Genomic DNA, 18,194 nt, shown 5'->3' with positions numbered 1-18,194 from the left:
ATACCAGTTCCGGCACCGCCAGCTACAGGACTGGCTCACCTCTCGTCCTATGGCGGCCGACGGAACCGCCGCCGGGGAGAACGATACTTGAGAACACGCCCCATCTTCTTTCGTGCCGCGAAGCTGGCCACTCTTCGTTAGCTGACATTGCAGCCAGGACGTTATCATTGGATTCCTACACCCGTACTGCGCACGCGACGCGAGCGCACCAGGGATAGTCACGAAGCGTGGACCAGCAACTGCCGCAGACTCGCCTCGCGCCATTACCTGATCCTCACGACTGCTCGCCTTTGTGGCCTAGCAGTTCCGGGGACGGCGCGCTGGCTGACGTGACGCTCGACCTGGCACTGCGCGGCAACGTTCCGTCTGTGTTCCGCCAGAGCCCGGAAGACAGTGAAAGACGCCCATCACCAGCCATCGATCTTACACGAGGTCAGGCATACAATCACGAACAGAAGTCCTGATGACAGGCGGCTAGGCCCAATAACACCCAGATCTACGAGGGCACCAACCAGATCCAGCGCATGGTCATGGCCCGCGCCCTGCTCAAGGGTTGAGTTTGCCGCGGCTCCACTGTGGAACCTGCCGCTCGCGAGTGGTCATGCGTAGGTCCCACGATCAACCACCGGGGTCAGGTGCCGGACCCGGCTCGTCGGCGGGTGAGTGTCAGGCCAGCGGGTCGAAGTTGGCCCAGCCGGTCGACAGCCGGATGCCGGCCGACAGCCCGGCGGTCCTTCCCCGGTACAGGTACAGGGCCGCGCTCGACGTCTGGATCGCCAGGAGGTCGGGGTGGCCGTCACGGTTGAAGTCGCCCGCGCCCACGAGGCTGCGCATGCCGGACCAGCCGTTGCCGATGGCGACCGCTGTCGCGAGACTGCCACTCCTGCCGGCGTACAGGTACAGCACACCCGTGGTGTTCTTGCGAGCCACCATGTCCGGGCGGCCGTCGCCGTTGAGGTCGCCGACGCCGGTCAGCTCACCCATGGTGTTCCAGGAGTTGCCGATCCGGATGCCGGGCCGGAGGCTGGTTCTGTTGCCGCGGTACATGAACAGGTAGCCGGTGGACGACTGGACGGCCAGCACGTCCGGGAGTCCGTCCCCGCTCAGGTCACCGACCGCGGTGATCTCGCGCAGCCCGTTCCATCCGGCGCCGATCCGGATGCGGGTGGTCAGGCCCGCGCCGGTGCCGGGGTAGAGCCACAGGTAACCGGTGGCCGAGTCCCGGGCTATCAGGTCCTCGTGGCCGTCGCGGTTGAAGTCGCCGAAGCGGGTGATCGCGCCGTAGTTCGTCCAGCCGCTGCCGATGCCGACCCGGCTCTCGAGGCCCGCCCCGTTGCCCGGATAGAGGAAGAGCCTGCTGCTGGCCTTGTCGCGAGCGATCATGTCCGACCAGCCGTTTCCGGTGAAGTCACCGAAACCGGCACCGGGCAGCGGTCTGACGTCGACGTAGTCGTTGTCGATGTTGATGGTCACGCCGCCGTAGGTCTCGTCGTGCGGACCCCGGTACTGGTGCATCCGCCGGTGCGGTGACCAGTAGGCGGACGAGATGTCCGGGTTGTCGACGCTCGCGACGCCGTCCCAGCGCGCGAAGAAGAGGTAGTCCGGGTGCGGCCGGCTCGTCGAGCCGTAGTCCTTTTTGAGATCCGTGACGCCCGACGCGATGCTCGTGTACACCGCGGAGAGGTAACCGTGGTCGTGCAGCCGGGAGGTCCACGAGCCGAGGAAGGTCAGCACCGCGGTGGTGCACGCGGCATTCCCGGTCTGGTAGGCCTCCATGTCGAAGATGAGCGTGCTGTCGCGCGGCAGGCCCAGCGCTGATGCCGCCGTGACCGCTGCGTCTGCCTCGGCCCGGCCCTGCGCGGCGGCCTGTGCGGGGTCGATCCGGTTCGGCTTGCTCGATGTGGTGCAGGGCGCCTGCAGGCCGAAGTAGATCGGCAGCAGGTGCCAGCCGTTGGCCTGCTGGTGGGTCACCCAGGCCGGGGTCAGATTGGGCTGCTGGGCGCAGGCGCGGTTGCTGCCCCCGAAGTAGACGCCGACCGCCCGATACGGGGAGGCGAGCCACGCATCCATGGCGGCCGAGCTGGGCGCGTCGCATTGGTCGAAACCGAGGCCCGTGAACGACCCGGGCGCGGGCTGCGCCGCCGCGGCACCGGAGGCCGGCGCCGGCACGAGCAGCAACAGCACGGCGAGCATCGATATTGCGCAGCTGCGCACCAAGGTTCTCATCGGATCCCGCTTTCACGCGTGACAGCCCTGGTGCAAGCTCAGCAGCTCACGGCACCCGGGGACAGGGTCGTTCGCCCTTTGTCAGGCGGGACCCGCGAGCATCCCGCCCGCGCCGCATACCGAGCTCCGTCGAGGAACAGCCCGTCCTCATCCGCTTCGGATGAGGACAGCTCGCGGCATCCGGGTGAGAGTCGGGGCGTCATGTGTCGAAGTCAAGGGAGACCGGTGATGACCGACGATGTCGAGGCGATGGGACCGATCAGCTACCTGGTGGTCGAGTACCCGGGCAACAAGATGACCGGCGAGGGGTTGCTGCACCTCGTGGACATGGTCGACCAGGGGTTGATCCGCATCCTCGACCTGCTCTTCGCGACCCGGGAGGTCGACGGGTCGCTGCGCGTGGCCGAGCTGCGCGACATGGACCACGACGGCGAGCTCGACGTGGCCATCTTCGAAGGCGCCTCCTCGGGATTGCTCGACGACAGCGACCTGGCCGACGCCGCGGCGGCGATCGAGCCGGGGTCGTCCGCGGCGATCCTGCTGTTCGAGAACCGGTGGGCCCGGAGGTTCACCGAGGCCCTGCGCCGCAGCGGCGCCGAGTTGGTGGCAGCTGGCTACGTCCCACTCGACGCCCTTGCCGCGTCGCTCGACGCTGCCGAAGCAGCCGAGACCGCCAACGCCTGATCGAGAAAGGACGAGACCGTGCCGGGACTTCTCCGAGGCCTTGCTCGAACCGCCGCGATCGCGGGTACGGCGACCACCGTGTCGAACCGGGTTTCGCGCAGGCAAGGCCGCCGCTGGGCCGCCCAGGAGCAGCAACAGTACGACGCCGATCAATACCAGCAACAGCAACAACAGCCGCAGTACGCCCAGCCACCGGCGCCGCCGCGCGACACGGTGACGCAGCTCAAGGAGCTCGCCGAACTGAAGAACCAGGGCGTCCTCACCGACGCCGAGTTCGCCGCACAGAAGGCCAAGATCCTCGGCTCGTGAGTGCGGCACCTACGTTCCGTCCACGATTCGCCTGATGTGGGTGAGGTGGTCCTGCCACGGGACCGTGTCGCGTTGCGCCTGGAGGTATGCCAGCAGCGTCTGCTTCACGTCCATCGCCGAGGGTCAGGCAGGAAGGGCCGGGCCGGGGTCGAACTGCTGGAAGGTCGTCCGCTCGGTCCGCGCGTGCTTCGCCAGCGACTCCGCCACCGGGTTGCTCACCTGGACGAGCGAGGCGCCCGCGGCGAGCACGGACAGGAACCCCTCCATGATGCCCTCCGCCGTCTTCCACTCCACTGTGGACAACACGCGCGACTCGCCGGTGAGCTCCTTCGTGCCCGCCCGCGCTCGCGCCTCGTCGAGTACCGCGTCCAGTGTGGAGCCCTCGAGGCACGGGGTCGAGCCGGAAACCGTTGCCAGCGCCAGGAAGTCGTCGCCGTGGACGCGGGCCTCGGCGATGTAGTCCACCGTCCCGCCGGGCACCGCCGAGCCGAAGTCACGGCCCATCGGGTCCAGCGACACCGCCGCCACGATCTCCGCGCCGGCCGCGGACCCGGCCGGCGGCACGAAGGCGACCGTGGCGCCGGCGGGATCGGTCACCACCTGGGCACCGCACCACCACGCGCCCAGCAGGATGCCCGCGGTCTGCCAGTGCGCCGGCAGCGACACCGCGACCCGCGTGCCCGGCTCCACGTCGTACTCGTCGACCAGCCAGTTCGCGGTCTTCGCCGCCCAGTTCCGCAGCGTCGCCGCGGACAGCTCGACGCGGCTGCCGGTCGCGTCGTCGTAGTGGGTGACCAACGGGCGGGCCGGCTGGTACGGGCGCAGCAGACGCTCGGTGAGGCTCAACGACTCTCCCAATCAGTCGACACAGGGCGCGGCCGCCCGGCCGCTCCCGCGCAGGTCCAGCAGCGGGGCGCTGCCGAACTTCACCGGCGCGGCCGGCGCCGGCGGCTTCGCGGACAGCAACCCGCGGACGTACTTGTGCACCGCGGGCACGTCGACCGTGATGATGCTCTGCCCGCGGTCGTTGCGCGCGCCGACCCCGGTCACCGGGATCGTCACGAACCGGACCCTGCCCGACGCGAGCGCCTGCGCCTGGCTCACCAGCTCCAGGAAGTGCAGCCCGCGGTCCATGACGACCGACTTGGACACCGCGTCCTCGAGCGCGTTCAGCTTCGCGTTGTTCGTCAGCAGGTCGCCGGAGAGCACCTTGTTCATGGCAGACGCCAGGAACGTCTGCTGCCGAACGATCCGGTCGAGGTCGCCGCGGGGCAGGTTCTTGCGCTGCCGCACGAACGCCACCGCGTCACCACCGCGCACCGTCTGCGGGCCGGCCGCGAACGACGCGCCGGAATCCGGGTCGCTCGTCGAGTGGTTCAGGCACACGTCCACGCCGTCGATGACCTCGGTGAGCAGGTAGAACCCGTACAGGCTCACCTCGGTGTAGTGGTCGACCCGCACGCCGGTCAGCCCCTGCACGGCCTGGATCAGCGCGGTCCGGCCCGCGTCGTCGGACTTGCGCGCGATCTTCTTCCGGTCGGTCTCGCCCCCGTCGGCGAGCCGCCGCTCGGTCAGCGCCTTCGTGATCCCGAACGCGCCGTTGATCTTCTCCTCCTTGGCGAGGCCCGGCACCTTCACCGACGTGTCGCGGGGGATGGAGATCGCCGCGCCGCGGCCGCCGTTTCGCGGGATGCGCAGCAGGATCAGCGTGTCGGTGTTCAGCGTCGACGTCGCCTCGGTGCGCAGCTCCCTCAGCAGCTCCGCGGACAGCGGGTTGCCCTGCATGTCCGTGCGGCTGTCGTTGCCGACGATCAGGATGTCGTTCGCGCCGTCGTCGGGCGGGGTCGCGGCCTGGCCGCGCTGCGCCACGGTGACCGCGTCGGTCGTGTTCTTGCTGCTGTCCAGCTCGTCGACGCGCAGGTAGACGATCGACATCGCGGCGAGCGCGGCGGCGGAGAGCAGCCCGAAGAACACGCGGCAGACGATGAAGAACGGTGCGGCCCGGCGGCGCCGGCGGGCGGGCTCGAGCGCCAGGTCCTGCTCGGCGGACTCGAGATCATCGGGCCACTCGCGCACCGAACCGACCGAGGCCGCGTAGGTGGTCGGGTCGTTCGGCCCAGGCGTCTTCGCCACCCGACTCACCTCCCCCTGCGCGCCTCCCGTTTCAGGCTAACCGCTGGGGACGGCCGGCCAGGTCTGTTTGACCTGTCGTGCACCGCTCTGGGTGCGTTAGCTAGTTCACGCAGTTGATGCCGTCCGCGTTGATCTGCGGCGTCGGCATCGTGTTCGAGCTCGGCGGGGAGCCGGGCGAGGTCGGGGACGTCGGCGAGGTCGGGGAGTCCGGCTGCAGGTTCACGAGCCGGCCACCGGACAGGCCGGCGGCCGGCTGGTAGTTCGTGCCGACCACGATCGAGAGCCGGCCCGGCCGCTGCGCGATGTCCTCGACGACGGAGAAGGCGCCGCCCAGCTGATCGGCCGCGTACCGGGCCAGGTTCTCCTGGCCCGGGGCGTAGCTGATCACCGAGGCGCGCTGCACGGCGGTGTCGCCGATGTCGCCCGCGCTGAAGCCCTTCTCCGTGAGGTTGTCTCGCACCATCGCGGCGAGCCCGCTGGTCGTGGAGCCGTTCAGCACGTCCACGCTCACGAGGCCGAGCGAGGGCCGGTCGCCCTCGTCGGGTGTCTTGCCGGACGACGGCTCACCGGGCACCGGCCCCGTGGTGGTGGTCGTCGTCGGTGGGGCCGACGAGCTCGAGCCGGCGTCCTCGTCGCCGGTCAGCGACCGGACGAACTGTGCCACCTTCTTCTGGTCGATCTCGAGCACGTCCGCGCCGCCGATGTTGGCCTCACCGACCACCGGGATCGTGTAGAACTCGATGCCCGAGGCGGACAGCCCGGACATCTGCGCGGCGAACTTCGACAGCTCCCATCCGTTGCTCAAAACGACCGACTTCTGCACGGCCGCGACGAGCTCGCGCACCTTCGTGGGGCTGGTCAGCATGTCGGCGGAAAGGACCTTGTCGGCGAGCGCGCCGAGGAACGCCTGCTGGCGCACGATCCGGTCGAGGTCGCCGTTCGGCAGCCCGTGCCGCTGGCGGACGAACGCGAGCGCCTTGCGGCCGGCGATCGTCTGCTCGCCCTTGCGGAAGTTGGCGCCGGAGAAGGGATCGTGGGTGGCCTTGTTGAGGCAGACGTCCACGCCGCCGATCGCCTTGGTCACCTCGTAGAAGCTCGCCAGGTTCACCTCGGCGTAGCGGTCGATCGTGACGGCCTTGCCGATGAGGTTCTCGACCGTGGCGATCAGGTTCTTGCGCCCGACGACCGTGGCCTGCGCGTCGAGCTCCTTCTCGTTGCGGGCCTTGTTCGCGAGCTCCTCGCGGGCGTTGTTGTAGGCGTAGGCGAACGCGGAGTTGAGCCGGTGGTGGCCGAAGCCGCCGGCGAGCTCGACCCACGAGTCGCGGGGGAAGGAGATCGCCATCGCCCGGGTGCCGTCGACCGGGATGTGCACGAGGATCATCGTGTCGGTGTTGCGCTCGCCGTCGCTCTCGCCGGCGTTGAGGAAGTCGAGCACCTCTCGCGACAGTGGATGCCCGTAGGCGTCCGTGCGGCTGTCGATGCCCACGAGAAGCATGTCGACTGCGCCGTCCAGCGGAACGCGTTGGTCCTGGACGTCCCTGGAGATCACCTCGGTCGTCACGGTGCCCGCGTCGACGTCACCGACGGCCCACCAGCCGTAACCCATGGTGCCGAGCACTGCCACAGATGTCAGGGCGATGACTGTGCGCAGGGTTGCGCGCCCGGCCGTTCGCCAGCCGCTGCTCGCCTGTGGGTGAGCAGCGATCACCTGCGTACGTTCTTCCACGCACGCTCCTCCCCGTCCCCCGACGGAACTTGACCAGTAGGATACCGAGATGTGACCTCGGCAGCAGGCGTGTCGCTATCGATTAGTACGCAATAGTGCCCCTCGGGGGTTTACTTCCGGGTGAAGGAAGTTGGGAGGAGCTCTATGCGGGTGCTGGTCACCGGGGGCGCCGGGTTCATCGGTTCGCACTACGTCCGCAAGGTGCTGGGCGGTGCCTACGACACGATGGCCGACGCCGAGGTGGTCGTCCTCGACAAGCTCACCTACGCCGGTAACGAGTCCAACCTGGATCCCGTGCGGGACAATCCGCGGCTGCGGTTCGTGCGCGGTGACATCTGCGACGGCGAAGTCGTGCGCGAGGTCATGGCCGGTACGGACCTGGTCGTCCACTTCGCCGCCGAGTCGCATGTGGACCGTTCCATCACCGGCGCGGCCGACTTCGTGATGACCAACGTGCTGGGCACGCAGACGCTGCTGCAGGCCGCCGTCGACGCGGGGGTCGGCAGGTTCGTGCACGTGTCCACGGACGAGGTCTACGGCTCGATCGCCGAGGGCTCGTGGACCGAGGACCACCTGCTCGAGCCGAACTCGCCGTACTCGGCGTCGAAGGCCGGCGGCGAGCTGATGGCCCGGTCGTTCTCCCGCACGCACGGGCTGGCGGTGTGCATCACGCGCTGCTCGAACAACTACGGCCCGTACCAGTTCCCGGAGAAGGTCATCCCGTTGTTCGTCACCAACCTGATGGACGGGAAGAAGGTGCCGCTGTACGGGGACGGGCTCAACGTGCGCGACTGGCTGCACGTGGACGACCACTGCTGGGGCATCCAGCTGGTCGCCGACTCCGGGCGGCCGGGCGAGATCTACAACATCGGCGGCGGCACGGAACTGACCAACCGCGAGCTGACCGCGCGGCTGCTCGACGCGCTGGGCGCGGACGAGTCCATGGTGGAGCCGGTCGCGGATCGCAAGGCACACGATCGGCGCTACTCGGTGGACATCACGAAGATCTCGACCGAGCTGGGCTACCGTCCGCTGATGTCGTTCGACGAGGGGCTGGCGAGCACGATCGAGTGGTACCGGGAGAACCGGTCGTGGTGGGAGCCGTTGAAGGACCGCGCGAAGCTGCCCGGGACCACCTGAGATGACGCTCGCATTGCTGATTCCCGGTGGCACCGGGCAACTCGGACACGAGCTGGCCGCGCGTGCGCCGTCCGGTGCGCAGGTCCAGGCGCCGGGCTCGGTCGATCTGGACATCACCAACGCGGGTGCGGTCGTCGAGGCGGTGAAGACCCTCGCGTCGGCCGCCCGCTCCGCGGACCTGCCCCCGGTCGTCGTCAACGCCGCGGCGTACACGGCGGTCGACGCGGCCGAGTCGGACGCCAACCGGGCGTTCGCGGTGAACGCCGACGGGCCGCGGATGCTCGCCGCCGCGTGCTCGGCGCACGGCGTGCCGCTGGTCCACGTGTCCACGGACTACGTCTTCCCCGGCGACGCGGACCGTCCATACGCGACGGACGCGGCGCTGGGCCCGCACAGCGTCTACGGCGTGACGAAGGCGGCGGGCGAGGAGGCCGTGCTCGGCTCGGGCGCGCGGGCGTGGGTGGTGCGCACGTCGTGGGTGTACGGCGCGCACGGGAAGAACTTCGTGAAGACGATCGCCGGCCTGGCGTCCTCCCGCACCGAGCTGTCCGTTGTGGACGACCAGCGCGGCGCCCCGACGTGGGCACGCGATCTGGCCGACGGGCTGCTGGAGCTGGCCGGCATCGTGGCCGCGGGCAAGGAGCCGCCGCCGGTGCTGCACGCGACGGCCGGCGGGGACACGACGTGGTGCGGCTTCGCGCGGGCGATCTTCGAGGAGCTGGGCCTGGACCCGGCCCGGGTCAAGCCGTCGACGACGGCGGAGAACCCGAGGCCGGCGGCGCGCCCGGCGTACTCGGTCCTGTCCGGCGAGGAATGGCGCACGGCCGGCCTGACCCCGCTGCGCTCGTGGCGGGCGGCCCTGACGGCCGCGTTCGCGGCGGACGGCGTCGCGTTCCGGGCAGGTCAGTCTCAGAGCTAGTCGCGGGAGTGCGCCTCACGCGGCGCGGTCGCCGCGCGATGTACGGGAGACGAGCGCTCAGCTACCCGTGCAGGTGATCCCATGGACATCGTCGTCGCGTTGAAGTCGGCCGGGACCGTGAAGTCCTTCGTGGAGACGGGCCAGCTGGAGGAGGCGATCGGCTCCGTCAACCTGGCGGCGGCGCTCAAGTCGACGCGGAAGCTACCGGTGGCGCGCGATCCGCGCGGCCAGATCTGGTCCTCCATCAACCACCTCGAGGCCGCTGAGGAGGCGTTTCGCCGCATCGAGCAGCGCCCCGCCATCGCCTGGGTGAACACGCGCCGGTACGCCAGCGCCTGCTTCAGCCGGGTGTACGCCTTCTGCCTGCTCGCGGTGTGTTACCGCTACGTCGGCGAGAGCGAGCTGAGCCGGCAGAGCCTCGACGCGGCCGAGGACCTCTACGACCGGACATGTGTCGATCTCGACGCCGAGGGCGGCCAGCTCCTGCCCGGCCGGCAAGACGACCCGTGGTGGTGGCGAAAGTGGCGGCGGGGGATGGCTCAGGCGGTCACGAACATTCCGAGCCACCTGATCCACGACCTCCGGGACAACCCGCCCGCCCTGGTGAAGGTCGACCCGCACGACGTGCGGCTGCAGCTCGACGGGATGTGAAACGGGCTAGGTGGCCATCGCGCGGCGGTAGGCCGCCACGGTCAGCTGCGCGGTGCGGCGCCAGGTGAACTCGGCCGCGTGGGCGCGGCGGTCCGCGAGTGTGGCCGGGGTCGGCGGGTTCTCCAGGGCCGCGGTGAGGGCCACGCCCATCGCCTCCACGTCGCCGAAGGGGACGAGGCTGGCGTGGCCGCCGGAGATCTCGCGCAGGGCCGGGACGTCCGAGCAGACCACCGGCACGTCGCAGGCCATCGCCTCGAGGACCGGCAGGCCGAAGCCCTCGTCGCGGGAGGGCAGCACCAGTGCCGCCGCGCCGGCGACGACCGAGCGCAGGTCCACGTCCGACAGGTAGCCGATCGAGCGGACGTTCTCGTGGCGGCTGTGGTGGCCGGGGCCCGCCAGCACCAGCGGCGGCAGGCCCGAGGTCGCCTCGTGCGCCTTGAGCAGCCAGCCCAGCGACTTTCGCGGCCCCGCACCGCCGACGAACAGCAGATACGACTTGGGCAGCCCGATCCGCCGCCGCAGCGCCTCGCTCGGCGGCCGCGCCGTGAACCACGCCAGGTCGACGCCCAGCGGGGTCACCGCGATCTTGTCCACCGGGACGTCGAGCCGCTCGGCCGTCACCTCCGCCACCGCCTGCGTCGGGGTCACGACGACCGCGGCCCGCGAAGCCGACCGCGCGACCAGCTGGGGCAGCTCGGCGTCCGACGGGGGCAGCTCGTCCGGCGCGTCGAGGAAGGCCAGGTCGTGGATGGTCAGCACGCCACGCGCTCGCATCGCCGCGGGCAGGACGAAGTTGGTGCCGTGGACGACATCGGTGAAGCCCGCGAACAGCTCGACCGGCGGGAACGGCGCGCGCAGCCAGCACCGGCGCAGCAGCCGCGCGGACACCGGCATGCCGCGCGCCCGTGACCCGTGCGGCAGCACCCGGCGGAGCTTTCGCCACCCCCGCAAGGTGAAGGCCACCGCCCGCATGTCCACATCGGACATCGAGGCCAGCTCCTCGGCGAGGGCGGCGGTGTAGCGCCCGACGCCGGTGCGGTTGCCGAGCAGCGGGGTACCGTCCAGCAGCACCCGTACCGGCCGCGCCCTAGCCATCGCGCTTGCCCTTCCAGCGCTCCGCGGCCAGGCGGCGCATCCGGCCGGCCGCGCGCCTGGTCAGCTCACCGGGTCCGCCCGCGTCCAGGTAGGACCGCACGAGGTCGATGTCACGTCGCACGAGCTCGCCGACGCGCAGCGGCTTGTTGTGCACCAGTGGCGCCGCGCCCGGCAGCCGGTCCGCGGCCGGGACCGGGTTGCGGCAGAAGGAGACGAGCGGCGCGAGCACGTTCTCCCACGTGAACCGCTCCCGCACGGCCGCGATCCGCTCGCGGGCGGCGCGCGCGAACTCCTCGTCGTAGAGCACCCGGGCCAGCGCGTCCGCGAGCGCCGCCGCGTCCTCGGCCGGCACGACGACGCCGAGCCGCTCGGTGCGCACCAGGTCGGCGAACGCGTCCCCGTCGGTGGTCACGATCGGCAGGCCCGCCCACAGGTAGTCGAGCACGCGGGTGCGGAACGCGAACGTCGTCTCCACGTGCTCGTAGTGCGTGGTTACCCCGCAGTCCGCGTCGAGCAGCCAGTTCTGCCGCTCGTGGTAGGGCACCCACGTCTCGTTGAAGAACACGTGCCGCTCGGTCAGCCCCAGCCGGCGGGCGAGCAGCCGCGTCTGGCCGCCGATGTCCATGTCCGGCACCTCGGGGTTCGGGTGCCGCATGCCGAGGAACACCAGCCGGACGTCGCCGTGCCGCTTGGCCAGCAGGTCGATCGCGTGCACCAGCGTCAGCGGGTCGAACCAGCTGTAGACCCCGCCCGCCCACAGCACGACCTTGTCACCTGGCGCGATGTCGCCCAGCGCGCCCTTGATCGGCGAGACGGTCTGCTGCGGCGGCTTGCCCGGCAGGCCGAACGGCGCGACCGCGAGCAGCGAGCGCACCGTCGGGTCGCTGTCGTACAGCGCCGGGGTGAGCCGGCCGAGCGCGGTCAGGTGGCCGAGCCAGAAGTGCCGCTGCCGCTCGGACGCGCAAAGGAAGAAGTCCCCCCGTTCCAGCTGCGTGTTCAGCACCTTCGTAACGCCGATGAGGTCCAGCTCGCGCTGCTCGTCGGTGTCGTCCTTGCCCTGCTCGAGCAGCTCGAGGTGCATCGGGTCGTACATGTCGCAGACGACGATCTTCGTGGAGCCGGTCTTCTTCAGGTCCGGCACCAGCTCGAGCGCGTGGCCCTGCAGGATCACCACGTCCGCCCAGCCGACGTGCACGCCGAGCTCGCGGCGCTTGGCCCGGTGCACGGCGAACGGCGCCTCCGGCGGCGCGCACAGCGGGTTCACCGTGACCAGCCGGACCTCGTGCTCGGCGGCGAGCACGTCGGCCATGTTCCACGCGCGGATCGCCGGCCCGGCCATCCGGTCGGAGATCGCGTCGCCGGTGAGCACGAGGACGCGGCGCCGCCCGCCGAACGCGTCCTCCAGGCCGAACACGTCGACCAGCACGTCGTGCGCGGCGAGGTAGCGGGGCAGTGGGTACGCGGGCTCCATCGCGTTGCGCAGCAACGGGAGCAGGTCCGCGTCCGAGCGCACCCGGGCCGCCTGCTCGGTCTCCCGCGACCCGGCGAGCGATGCCAGCAGCTCGACGAACTGGTCGATCGCGAGCATCCCGGCGAGCGCGGTCCGCGGCAGCTCCACAGTGGACGAGTCGGATGGTGGCCCGGCGGTGGCGCCGATCTCGAGCTGGGTCGGGTCGACGTCGCCGCGCGCGGTCGCCCGGCGCACGCACAGGGCGAGCGCGGCAGGCAGCACCTTGGCGAGCGTGGCGTCGGAGAGGTTCTTGTACAGCGCGGCGAGGGCGTTGCGCTCCAGCAGGTACAGCTCGCGCGCGTGGTCCGCGGAGTCCACCTTGGACATCGACGCGTGGTGGCGGTGGAAGGCGAGCGACCGCGGCTCGTAGCGCACCCGCCAGCCGCGCAGGTTCAGCCGCCAGCCGAGGTCGACGTCCTCGTAGAACATGAAGAACCGCTCGTCGAAGCCGCCGAGCTCGCGGAACACCCCGGCCCGGACGAACATCGCCGAGCCGGTCGCGAACAGCACGTCGCGCGGGGCGTCGAACTCGCCGGTGTCGGGCTCGCCCGCGTGGCGCTTGTAGCCCATGCCGAACCAGGTCAGTCCCGCGTCGACGAAGTCGATGATCTCGCCGTCCCAGTCGAGGACCTTGCTCGCGACGGCGGCGACGGTCGGCTCGGCCCGCAGCACGTCGACGGCCGCGGCGGCCCAGGCGGCGTGCGGGCGGGCGTCGTTGTTGAGGAACGCGAGCACGGTGCCGGTCGCGTGGCTCGCGCCGAGGTTGCAGCCGCCGGCGAACCCCAGGTTCGTGCCGGACTCGATCAGCTGCACGCCCGGCTCGCGGCCGATCCGTTCGGCGCCGCCGTCCCCCGAACCGTTGTCCACGCAGATGATCTGCAGCAGGTCGGCCGGGTAGTCCAGCTCGTCGCGCAGGGCGCGCAGGCAGGCGATGGTGTCGTCGGCGCCGCGGTAGTTGACGACGATCACCGAGACGGCCGGTCGATGCGCCGGATCGGGCACAAGCGCTCCTCGTTGTGGTGGTGAGGGTTAGCCTGCCCTATCACATCACGTCACGATGGGTTAACGCCCCGGATTCGCGGAACGCCACACCGCGGACCGGCCGACCGTCGCCCGGCCGGTGACCGCCCGCCGCTCGCGTGCCAGCGGGACAAGCCGCACCAGCACCTCGGCCAGCACCTGCAACCGCAGCCGGGTACGGAAGTTCCACGAGGTCGGGACGGGTCGGCCCAGCAGCCGGCGCAGCGGCAGCACCGCGGTGAGCGCGGCGAACCGGGCGCACTCGCGCAGCGCCACCCCGGCCGGGGCGCACCGCAGCAGCATGTACAGGCGGTTGCGCTCGTTCCACCGGTGGAACTCCCGCGAGCCCGGCCGCGAGCTTGCGCCGTGCCGGTGGACCACCCGGGCGCCCGGCACGCTGACCACGGTCCGGCCGCGCAGCCGCAGCCGCCACGAGGTGTCGGTGTCCTCGTAGTAGCAGAAGAACCGGGCCGGCACGCCGCCGGCGGCCGCCAGCTCGGCCGTACGCAGCAGCGCCGCGCCGCCGCAGAAGCCGAACACCCCGGCGCCGTCGGTGCGGTCCGCCCCGTGCCCGTCGGCGGTCAGCCCGACACCCACCGAGATCGGCTCGCCCGCCGCCGACTCCAGCAGCGCGCTCGCGGCGGCCGCGGCCGGGTCGGCCTCGAGCGCGTCCTCGAGCCGGGCGAGCCAGTCGGGCGCGGGCACCGCGTCGTCGTTGAGCCAGGCCACGAACTCCGTGCCGACCTGCGGCAGTGCCGCGGCGAGTGCGCCCGCGTAGCCGGCGTTGACCGGCAGCCGGCGCACGGCCGGCCGGGACGGGTGGGCGGCGAGCAGGCCGGCGGTGCCGTCGTCGGAAGCGTTGTCCACCACCAGGATCCGGTGCGGCCGCGTCTGCGCGGCGACCGCGTCCAGGCAGGCCTCGACGTGCTCCCGGCCGCGCCAGGTCACTACCAGGACCGTGGTTCGCACGGCGTTGTTCCCCGTGTTGTTCCCCGTGCCGTTTCCCGTGTCGTTCCCGGTGGTCACGGCGGTCGACCGTACTCTGTGCCCGTGCCCGAGCTCGTCGTGCTCACCGAGCAGCTGATGGCTCCCGTCCCGGGCGGGACGGGGCGCTACACGCGCGAGCTCGTCACGGCGATGGCCCAGAGCCCGCCACCGACGTGGACCGTCGCCTGCGTGACCGCCACCCACCGCGACCTGTCGGCCGCCGACGTGCCCGACGTGGCGGGCCCGCGGGCCTTGCCGCTGCCCCGCCGCGCGCTGACCGCGCTGTGGGAGCGCGGCGTGCACCTGTGGCCGGGCGGCGACGCCGTGCACGCGCCGACCCCGCTCGCGCCACCCGCGCCCAGGCGCGGCCGCTGCATGGTGGTGACCGTGCACGACACCGTGCCGTTCACCCACCCCGAGACGCTGACCCGCCGCGGCGCGGCCTGGCACCAGGCGATGATCCAGCGGGCCGCGCGGCGGGCGAACGCGATAGTCGTGCCGACCGTCGCCGTGGCCGAGGACCTCGCCCGGCACGCGCCCGGGCCGGCCACGGTGGCGGTCGTGCCGCACGGCGTGCCGGAGCCGTTCCGCGTGGACATCGAGCCTGCGTTGGCGCAGGCCACGGCCAGCCGCCTGAAGCTGCCGGACGCCTACGTGCTCGCGGTCGGCACGGTCGAGCCGCGCAAGGGCCTCGACGTGCTGATCGAGGCGATGGCCAAGCCGTACGGGCCGGACCTGCCGCTGGTCGTCGTCGGCCCGCGCGGCTGGGGCGAGGTCGACCTGGCCGCGCTCGCCGAGCGGCACCGCCTCGCGCCCGGGCGGCTGCGGGTGCTGGGCCGGATCAGCGACGACGACCTCGCGGTCGTGCTGCGGCGGGCCGCGGTGCTGGCCGTGCCGAGCCGCGCGGAGGGGTTCGGGCTGCCCGTGCTCGAGGCGCTGGCCGTGGGCACGCCGGTGGTCCACTCGGACGTGCCGGCCCTCGTCGAGGTGGCCGGCGACGCGGGCGTGGCGGTGCCGCGCGACGACGCCCGGACGCTGGCCGCGACCTTGCGCGCGGTGCTCGACGACGGCCCGGGCACCGAGCGCCGGGTGGCGCAGGGACGGCTGCGGGCGGAGGCGTTCACCTGGCAGCACGCGGCGGCCGAGTTGTGGCGCCTGCACACCCGCTTCTTTGCGATGGCGAGCGCGCGGTAGAGGCCGCGCAGGTAGGTCGGTGGATGCCCGGCGGGCGCCGCCATACCTACCTGCGCGGCCTCTTAGCGCTTTTCGTAGGTTTTTCACCCGGTCGCGCCAGGCCGTGATGCTCGCAGTCGTACCCTGCACACGTGCCCGAACCGCGCGTGCTGATCGACGCGACCGCCGTGCCCGCGGATCGCGGCGGCGTCGGCCGGTACGTTGACTCCCTCGTGTTCGCACTCGACTCGGACGGTGCGCCGCTCACGGTGGTGTGCCAGCCGCGCGACGTGGAGCTGTACGGGCGGCTCGCCCCGCGCTCGCGGGTCCTGCCGACCTCGGAGTCCAACGCCACCCGCACGGCGCGGCTGACCTGGGAGCAGACCACGCTGCCGCGGCTGGTCCGGCGGCTCGGTGTGGACGTCCTGCATTCGCCGCACTACACGACCGCGCTCGCGAACCCCGCCGCTTCCGTGGTGACGCTGCACGACGCGACGTTCTTCACCGACGCGGTGCTGCACCACTCGATCAAGGCCCGCTTCTTCCGCGCCTGGACGCGGACGGCGCTCGCCCGGGCGTCGCTGTGCGTCGTGCCCTCGGCCGCGACCGCCGCCGAGCTCTCCCGCGTCGCGAAGGCCGACCCCCTGCGGCTGGAGATCATCCAGCACGGCGTCGACAGCGAGCGGTTCCACGTGCCGACCGCCGAGGAGATCGCGGCCGCGCGGGCGCTCGTGGGCCTGCGCCCGGGCGAGCGGTACGTCGCGTTCCTCGGCGCGCTCGAGCCGCGCAAGAACGTGCCGGCGCTCATCCGCGGGTTCGCGGCGGCGTGCCGGGGCCGCGAGGACGCGCCCGCGCTCGTGCTCGCCGGCCAGCCCGGCTGGGACCGGCAGGTGGAGCGCGCGCTCGACGACGTGCCGCACCGGCTGCGCGTGATCCGCGCCGGCTACCTGCCCTTCGAGCACCTCGCCGGCTTCCTCGGCGGCTCCGAGCTGGTCGCGTACCCGTCGCTCGGCGAGGGCTTCGGCCTACCGGTACTCGAGGCGATGGCGTGCGGCGCGTGCGTGCTGACCACGCGCCGGCTCGCGCTGCCCGAGGTCGGCGGGGACGCGGTCGCGTACTGCGGCGTCGGCGCCGGGGACATCGCCGCGGCGCTGGGCGAGCTGCTCGACGACCCGGGCATGCGGGCGAGCCTCGCCGGTGCGGCGCAGCGGCGGGCGAAGGAGTTCTCCTGGCTGACGAGCGCGGAGGGGCACCGGGCCGCCTACGAGCGGGCCCACCGAGTGCACAGCCGCGGTCGCTGATGTGCAGAATAGGTGCCCGTGTCTGCTGAATCCCGCCGCGAATACGGCGCTGAGCTGGCTGTCGTCATCGTGACGTACTCGCCGGGCGAGACCCTCGACCGGTGCCTCGACACGCTGGCGAAGGCCACGACGCGGCCGGTGCGGATCGTGCTGGCGGACAACGGCTCGACCGACGGCGCCCCGGAGCGGGCCGCGGCCGAGCGCGACGACGTGACGCTGCTGCGCACCGGCGGCAACCTCGGCTACGGCACGGCGGCCAACCGGGGCATCGCGTCGCTGGACCCGTCGTACGGCTGGCTCGTCGTGGCCAACCCGGACCTCGAGTGGGGCGACGGCTGCCTGGACACGTTGCTGGAGGCCACTTCCCGCTGGCCGCGCGGCGGCGCGTTCGGTCCGCTGATCAAGGAGGTCTCCGGCGAGACGTACCCGTCGGCCCGGCTGGTGCCCTCGCTGGGGCGCGGCATCGGGCACGCGGTCGCCGGCCGGCTGTGGCGGTCGAACCCGTGGACGCGGGCGTACAAGCAGTCGGACACGTCGGTGGCCGAGCGGACCGCGGGCTGGCTCTCCGGGTCGTGCCTGCTGATGCGCCGCGAGGCGTTCGACTCGGTGGACGGCTTCGACCCGCGCTATTTCATGTACTTCGAGGACGTCGACCTGGGCGACCGGCTGGGCCGCGCGGGGTGGCAGAACGTCTACGTGCCGTCCGCGGAGGTCGTGCACATCCAGGGGCACTCCACGGCGCGGTCGTCGGCCGCGATGCTGGCCGCGCACCACGCGAGCGCGTACCGGTACATCGCGGACCGGCATCGCGGGTGGTCGTGGGCCCCCGTGCGGTGGACGATCCGCGCCGGGCTGGCGGTGCGGCTCAAGCTGGCCACCCGGAAGGGCTGACCTCGGGTCTAGCCGTCCAGGCGCTCGGAGAGGCTGCCCGGGGCCGTCGGCTGCTGCTTGGTCGTCGGGATGATGCCCTCGAGCTCCTCGGCCTCCGCCTGCCGTGACGGCTGCTGCGGCTGGGCGGGCTGGTGCGGCTGGACGGGCTGGTGCTGTGGCGCCTGCGGCTGCACCTGCTGTTGCGGTGCTTGCTGGTATGGCTGGGCCTGCTCTTGCGGGGCCTGCTGGTGCGGCTGGGCGGCAGGCTGCAGGTTCGCCTCCGCCTCGACCATCTGCTGTCTCACGGCCGCGCCTCTCGCGATCGCGTCCTCGATCCGGCGCTGGCGGGAGCGGATGCCGGGCGGCGAGCCGACGACGTCGGTCAGCGCCTCCTGCGCGATCGCCGGGATGTTCTCGCGAACCTCGGCGATCGGCACGACCAGCGTGGCG

At 71.9% G+C, this 18,194-nt stretch carries 15 protein-coding genes and 1 pseudogene; 8 read left to right on the top strand and 8 right to left on the bottom strand.

Annotation, left to right across the window (positions count from 1 at the left end):
• Positions 1–666: 666 nt before the first annotated feature.
• Positions 667–2,214 (bottom strand): glycoside hydrolase domain-containing protein, encoded by a 1,548-nt coding sequence (locus VH969_RS01195; protein WP_331968866.1) that lies wholly within the window; start codon positions 2,212–2,214, stop codon positions 667–669.
• A gap of 240 nt (positions 2,215–2,454) precedes the next feature.
• Between VH969_RS01195 and VH969_RS01190 the strand changes: the two genes are divergently transcribed.
• Positions 2,455–2,910 (top strand): DUF6325 family protein, encoded by a 456-nt coding sequence (locus VH969_RS01190; protein ID WP_331968863.1) that lies wholly within the window; start codon positions 2,455–2,457, stop codon positions 2,908–2,910.
• Between the two features lie 78 nt (positions 2,911–2,988).
• Positions 2,989–3,219: an SHOCT domain-containing protein gene (locus VH969_RS01185; protein ID WP_331968860.1), complete on the top strand. Its 231-nt coding sequence runs from the start codon at positions 2,989–2,991 to the stop codon at positions 3,217–3,219.
• Positions 3,220–3,342: 123 nt separating this feature from the next.
• Here VH969_RS01185 and VH969_RS01180 read toward each other — a convergent pair whose 3' ends face one another.
• The 3 genes from VH969_RS01180 to VH969_RS01170 form a co-directional block, all read right to left on the bottom strand.
• Positions 3,343–4,065 carry a TIGR03089 family protein gene (locus VH969_RS01180; protein WP_331968857.1) on the bottom strand — a complete coding sequence of 241 codons (723 nt, stop codon included), beginning with the start codon at positions 4,063–4,065 and terminating at the stop codon, positions 3,343–3,345.
• A gap of 12 nt (positions 4,066–4,077) precedes the next feature.
• Positions 4,078–5,352, bottom strand: coding sequence for an LCP family protein (locus VH969_RS01175; protein WP_331968854.1), 1,275 nt, complete (start codon positions 5,350–5,352; stop codon positions 4,078–4,080).
• Between the two features lie 100 nt (positions 5,353–5,452).
• Positions 5,453–7,078 carry an LCP family protein gene (locus VH969_RS01170; protein WP_331968851.1) on the bottom strand — a complete coding sequence of 542 codons (1,626 nt, stop codon included), beginning with the start codon at positions 7,076–7,078 and terminating at the stop codon, positions 5,453–5,455.
• Positions 7,079–7,222: 144 nt separating this feature from the next.
• Between VH969_RS01170 and rfbB the strand changes: the two genes are divergently transcribed.
• The 3 genes from rfbB to VH969_RS01155 all read left to right on the top strand — a co-directional run bounded on the left by rfbB (position 7,223) and on the right by VH969_RS01155 (position 9,788).
• Positions 7,223–8,218: a dTDP-glucose 4,6-dehydratase gene (gene rfbB, locus VH969_RS01165; protein WP_331968848.1), complete on the top strand. Its 996-nt coding sequence runs from the start codon at positions 7,223–7,225 to the stop codon at positions 8,216–8,218.
• A 1-nt stretch (position 8,219) separates the two neighbouring features.
• Positions 8,220–9,137, top strand: a complete 918-nt coding sequence (rfbD, locus tag VH969_RS01160; RefSeq protein ID WP_331968845.1) for a dTDP-4-dehydrorhamnose reductase — start codon at positions 8,220–8,222, stop codon at positions 9,135–9,137.
• A gap of 81 nt (positions 9,138–9,218) precedes the next feature.
• A complete protein-coding gene (locus VH969_RS01155; RefSeq protein ID WP_331968842.1) occupies positions 9,219–9,788 on the top strand; it encodes a tetratricopeptide repeat protein in 570 nt (189 codons plus the stop codon).
• Between the two features lie 6 nt (positions 9,789–9,794).
• Here the strand turns inward: VH969_RS01155 and VH969_RS01150 are convergent, their stop codons facing one another.
• The 3 genes from VH969_RS01150 to VH969_RS01140 are packed head-to-tail and all read right to left on the bottom strand — an operon-like array spanning position 9,795 to position 14,382.
• Complete coding sequence (locus VH969_RS01150; protein ID WP_331968839.1) at positions 9,795–10,883, bottom strand: glycosyltransferase family 4 protein; 1,089 nt, start codon at positions 10,881–10,883, stop codon at positions 9,795–9,797.
• On the bottom strand, positions 10,876–13,395 hold the full coding sequence (locus VH969_RS01145) for a glycosyltransferase (protein WP_331968836.1): 2,520 nt from the start codon (positions 13,393–13,395) through the stop codon (positions 10,876–10,878). The genes VH969_RS01150 and VH969_RS01145 overlap by 8 nt, the downstream gene beginning before the upstream one ends.
• A gap of 60 nt (positions 13,396–13,455) precedes the next feature.
• Positions 13,456–14,382: a glycosyltransferase family 2 protein gene (locus VH969_RS01140; RefSeq protein ID WP_331968872.1), complete on the bottom strand. Its 927-nt coding sequence runs from the start codon at positions 14,380–14,382 to the stop codon at positions 13,456–13,458.
• A gap of 81 nt (positions 14,383–14,463) precedes the next feature.
• Here VH969_RS01140 and VH969_RS01135 point away from each other — a divergent pair, with 81 nt between their 5' ends.
• The 3 genes from VH969_RS01135 to VH969_RS01125 all read left to right on the top strand — a co-directional run bounded on the left by VH969_RS01135 (position 14,464) and on the right by VH969_RS01125 (position 17,765).
• On the top strand, positions 14,464–15,594 hold the full coding sequence (locus tag VH969_RS01135) for a glycosyltransferase family 4 protein (RefSeq protein WP_331968833.1): 1,131 nt from the start codon (positions 14,464–14,466) through the stop codon (positions 15,592–15,594).
• Positions 15,595–15,740: 146 nt separating this feature from the next.
• The gene (locus VH969_RS01130; protein ID WP_331968869.1) at positions 15,741–16,874 is read left to right on the top strand and encodes a glycosyltransferase family 4 protein; all 1,134 of its coding nucleotides are present in this window, start codon (positions 15,741–15,743) and stop codon (positions 16,872–16,874) included.
• Between the two features lie 12 nt (positions 16,875–16,886).
• Positions 16,887–17,765, top strand: coding sequence for a glycosyltransferase family 2 protein (locus VH969_RS01125; RefSeq protein WP_331968830.1), 879 nt, complete (start codon positions 16,887–16,889; stop codon positions 17,763–17,765).
• 8 nt (positions 17,766–17,773) lie between these two features.
• On the opposite strand, the pseudogene VH969_RS01120 reads toward VH969_RS01125, so the two are convergent.
• Positions 17,774–18,194, bottom strand: a pseudogene (locus tag VH969_RS01120) (hypothetical protein); the annotation flags it as partial.

Source organism: Actinophytocola sp. (assembly GCF_036555685.1).
Taxonomy (GTDB): domain Bacteria; phylum Actinomycetota; class Actinomycetes; order Mycobacteriales; family Pseudonocardiaceae; genus Actinophytocola.
The sequence above is the reverse complement of the archived record's forward strand: the minus strand, read 5'-3'. Positions and strand labels throughout refer to the sequence as shown.

Bases quoted from the DNA above. Each gene is read 5' to 3' on its own strand.
- VH969_RS01155 (WP_331968842.1), top strand. From the start codon at position 9,219: ATGGACATCGTCGTCGCGTTGAAGTCGGCCGGGACCGTGAAGTCCTTC.
- rfbD (WP_331968845.1), top strand. From the start codon at position 8,220: ATGACGCTCGCATTGCTGATTCCCGGTGGCACCGGGCAACTCGGACAC.
- rfbB (WP_331968848.1), top strand. From the start codon at position 7,223: ATGCGGGTGCTGGTCACCGGGGGCGCCGGGTTCATCGGTTCGCACTAC.
- VH969_RS01190 (WP_331968863.1), top strand. From the start codon at position 2,455: ATGACCGACGATGTCGAGGCGATGGGACCGATCAGCTACCTGGTGGTC.
- VH969_RS01150 (WP_331968839.1), bottom strand. From the start codon at position 10,883: ATGGCTAGGGCGCGGCCGGTACGGGTGCTGCTGGACGGTACCCCGCTG.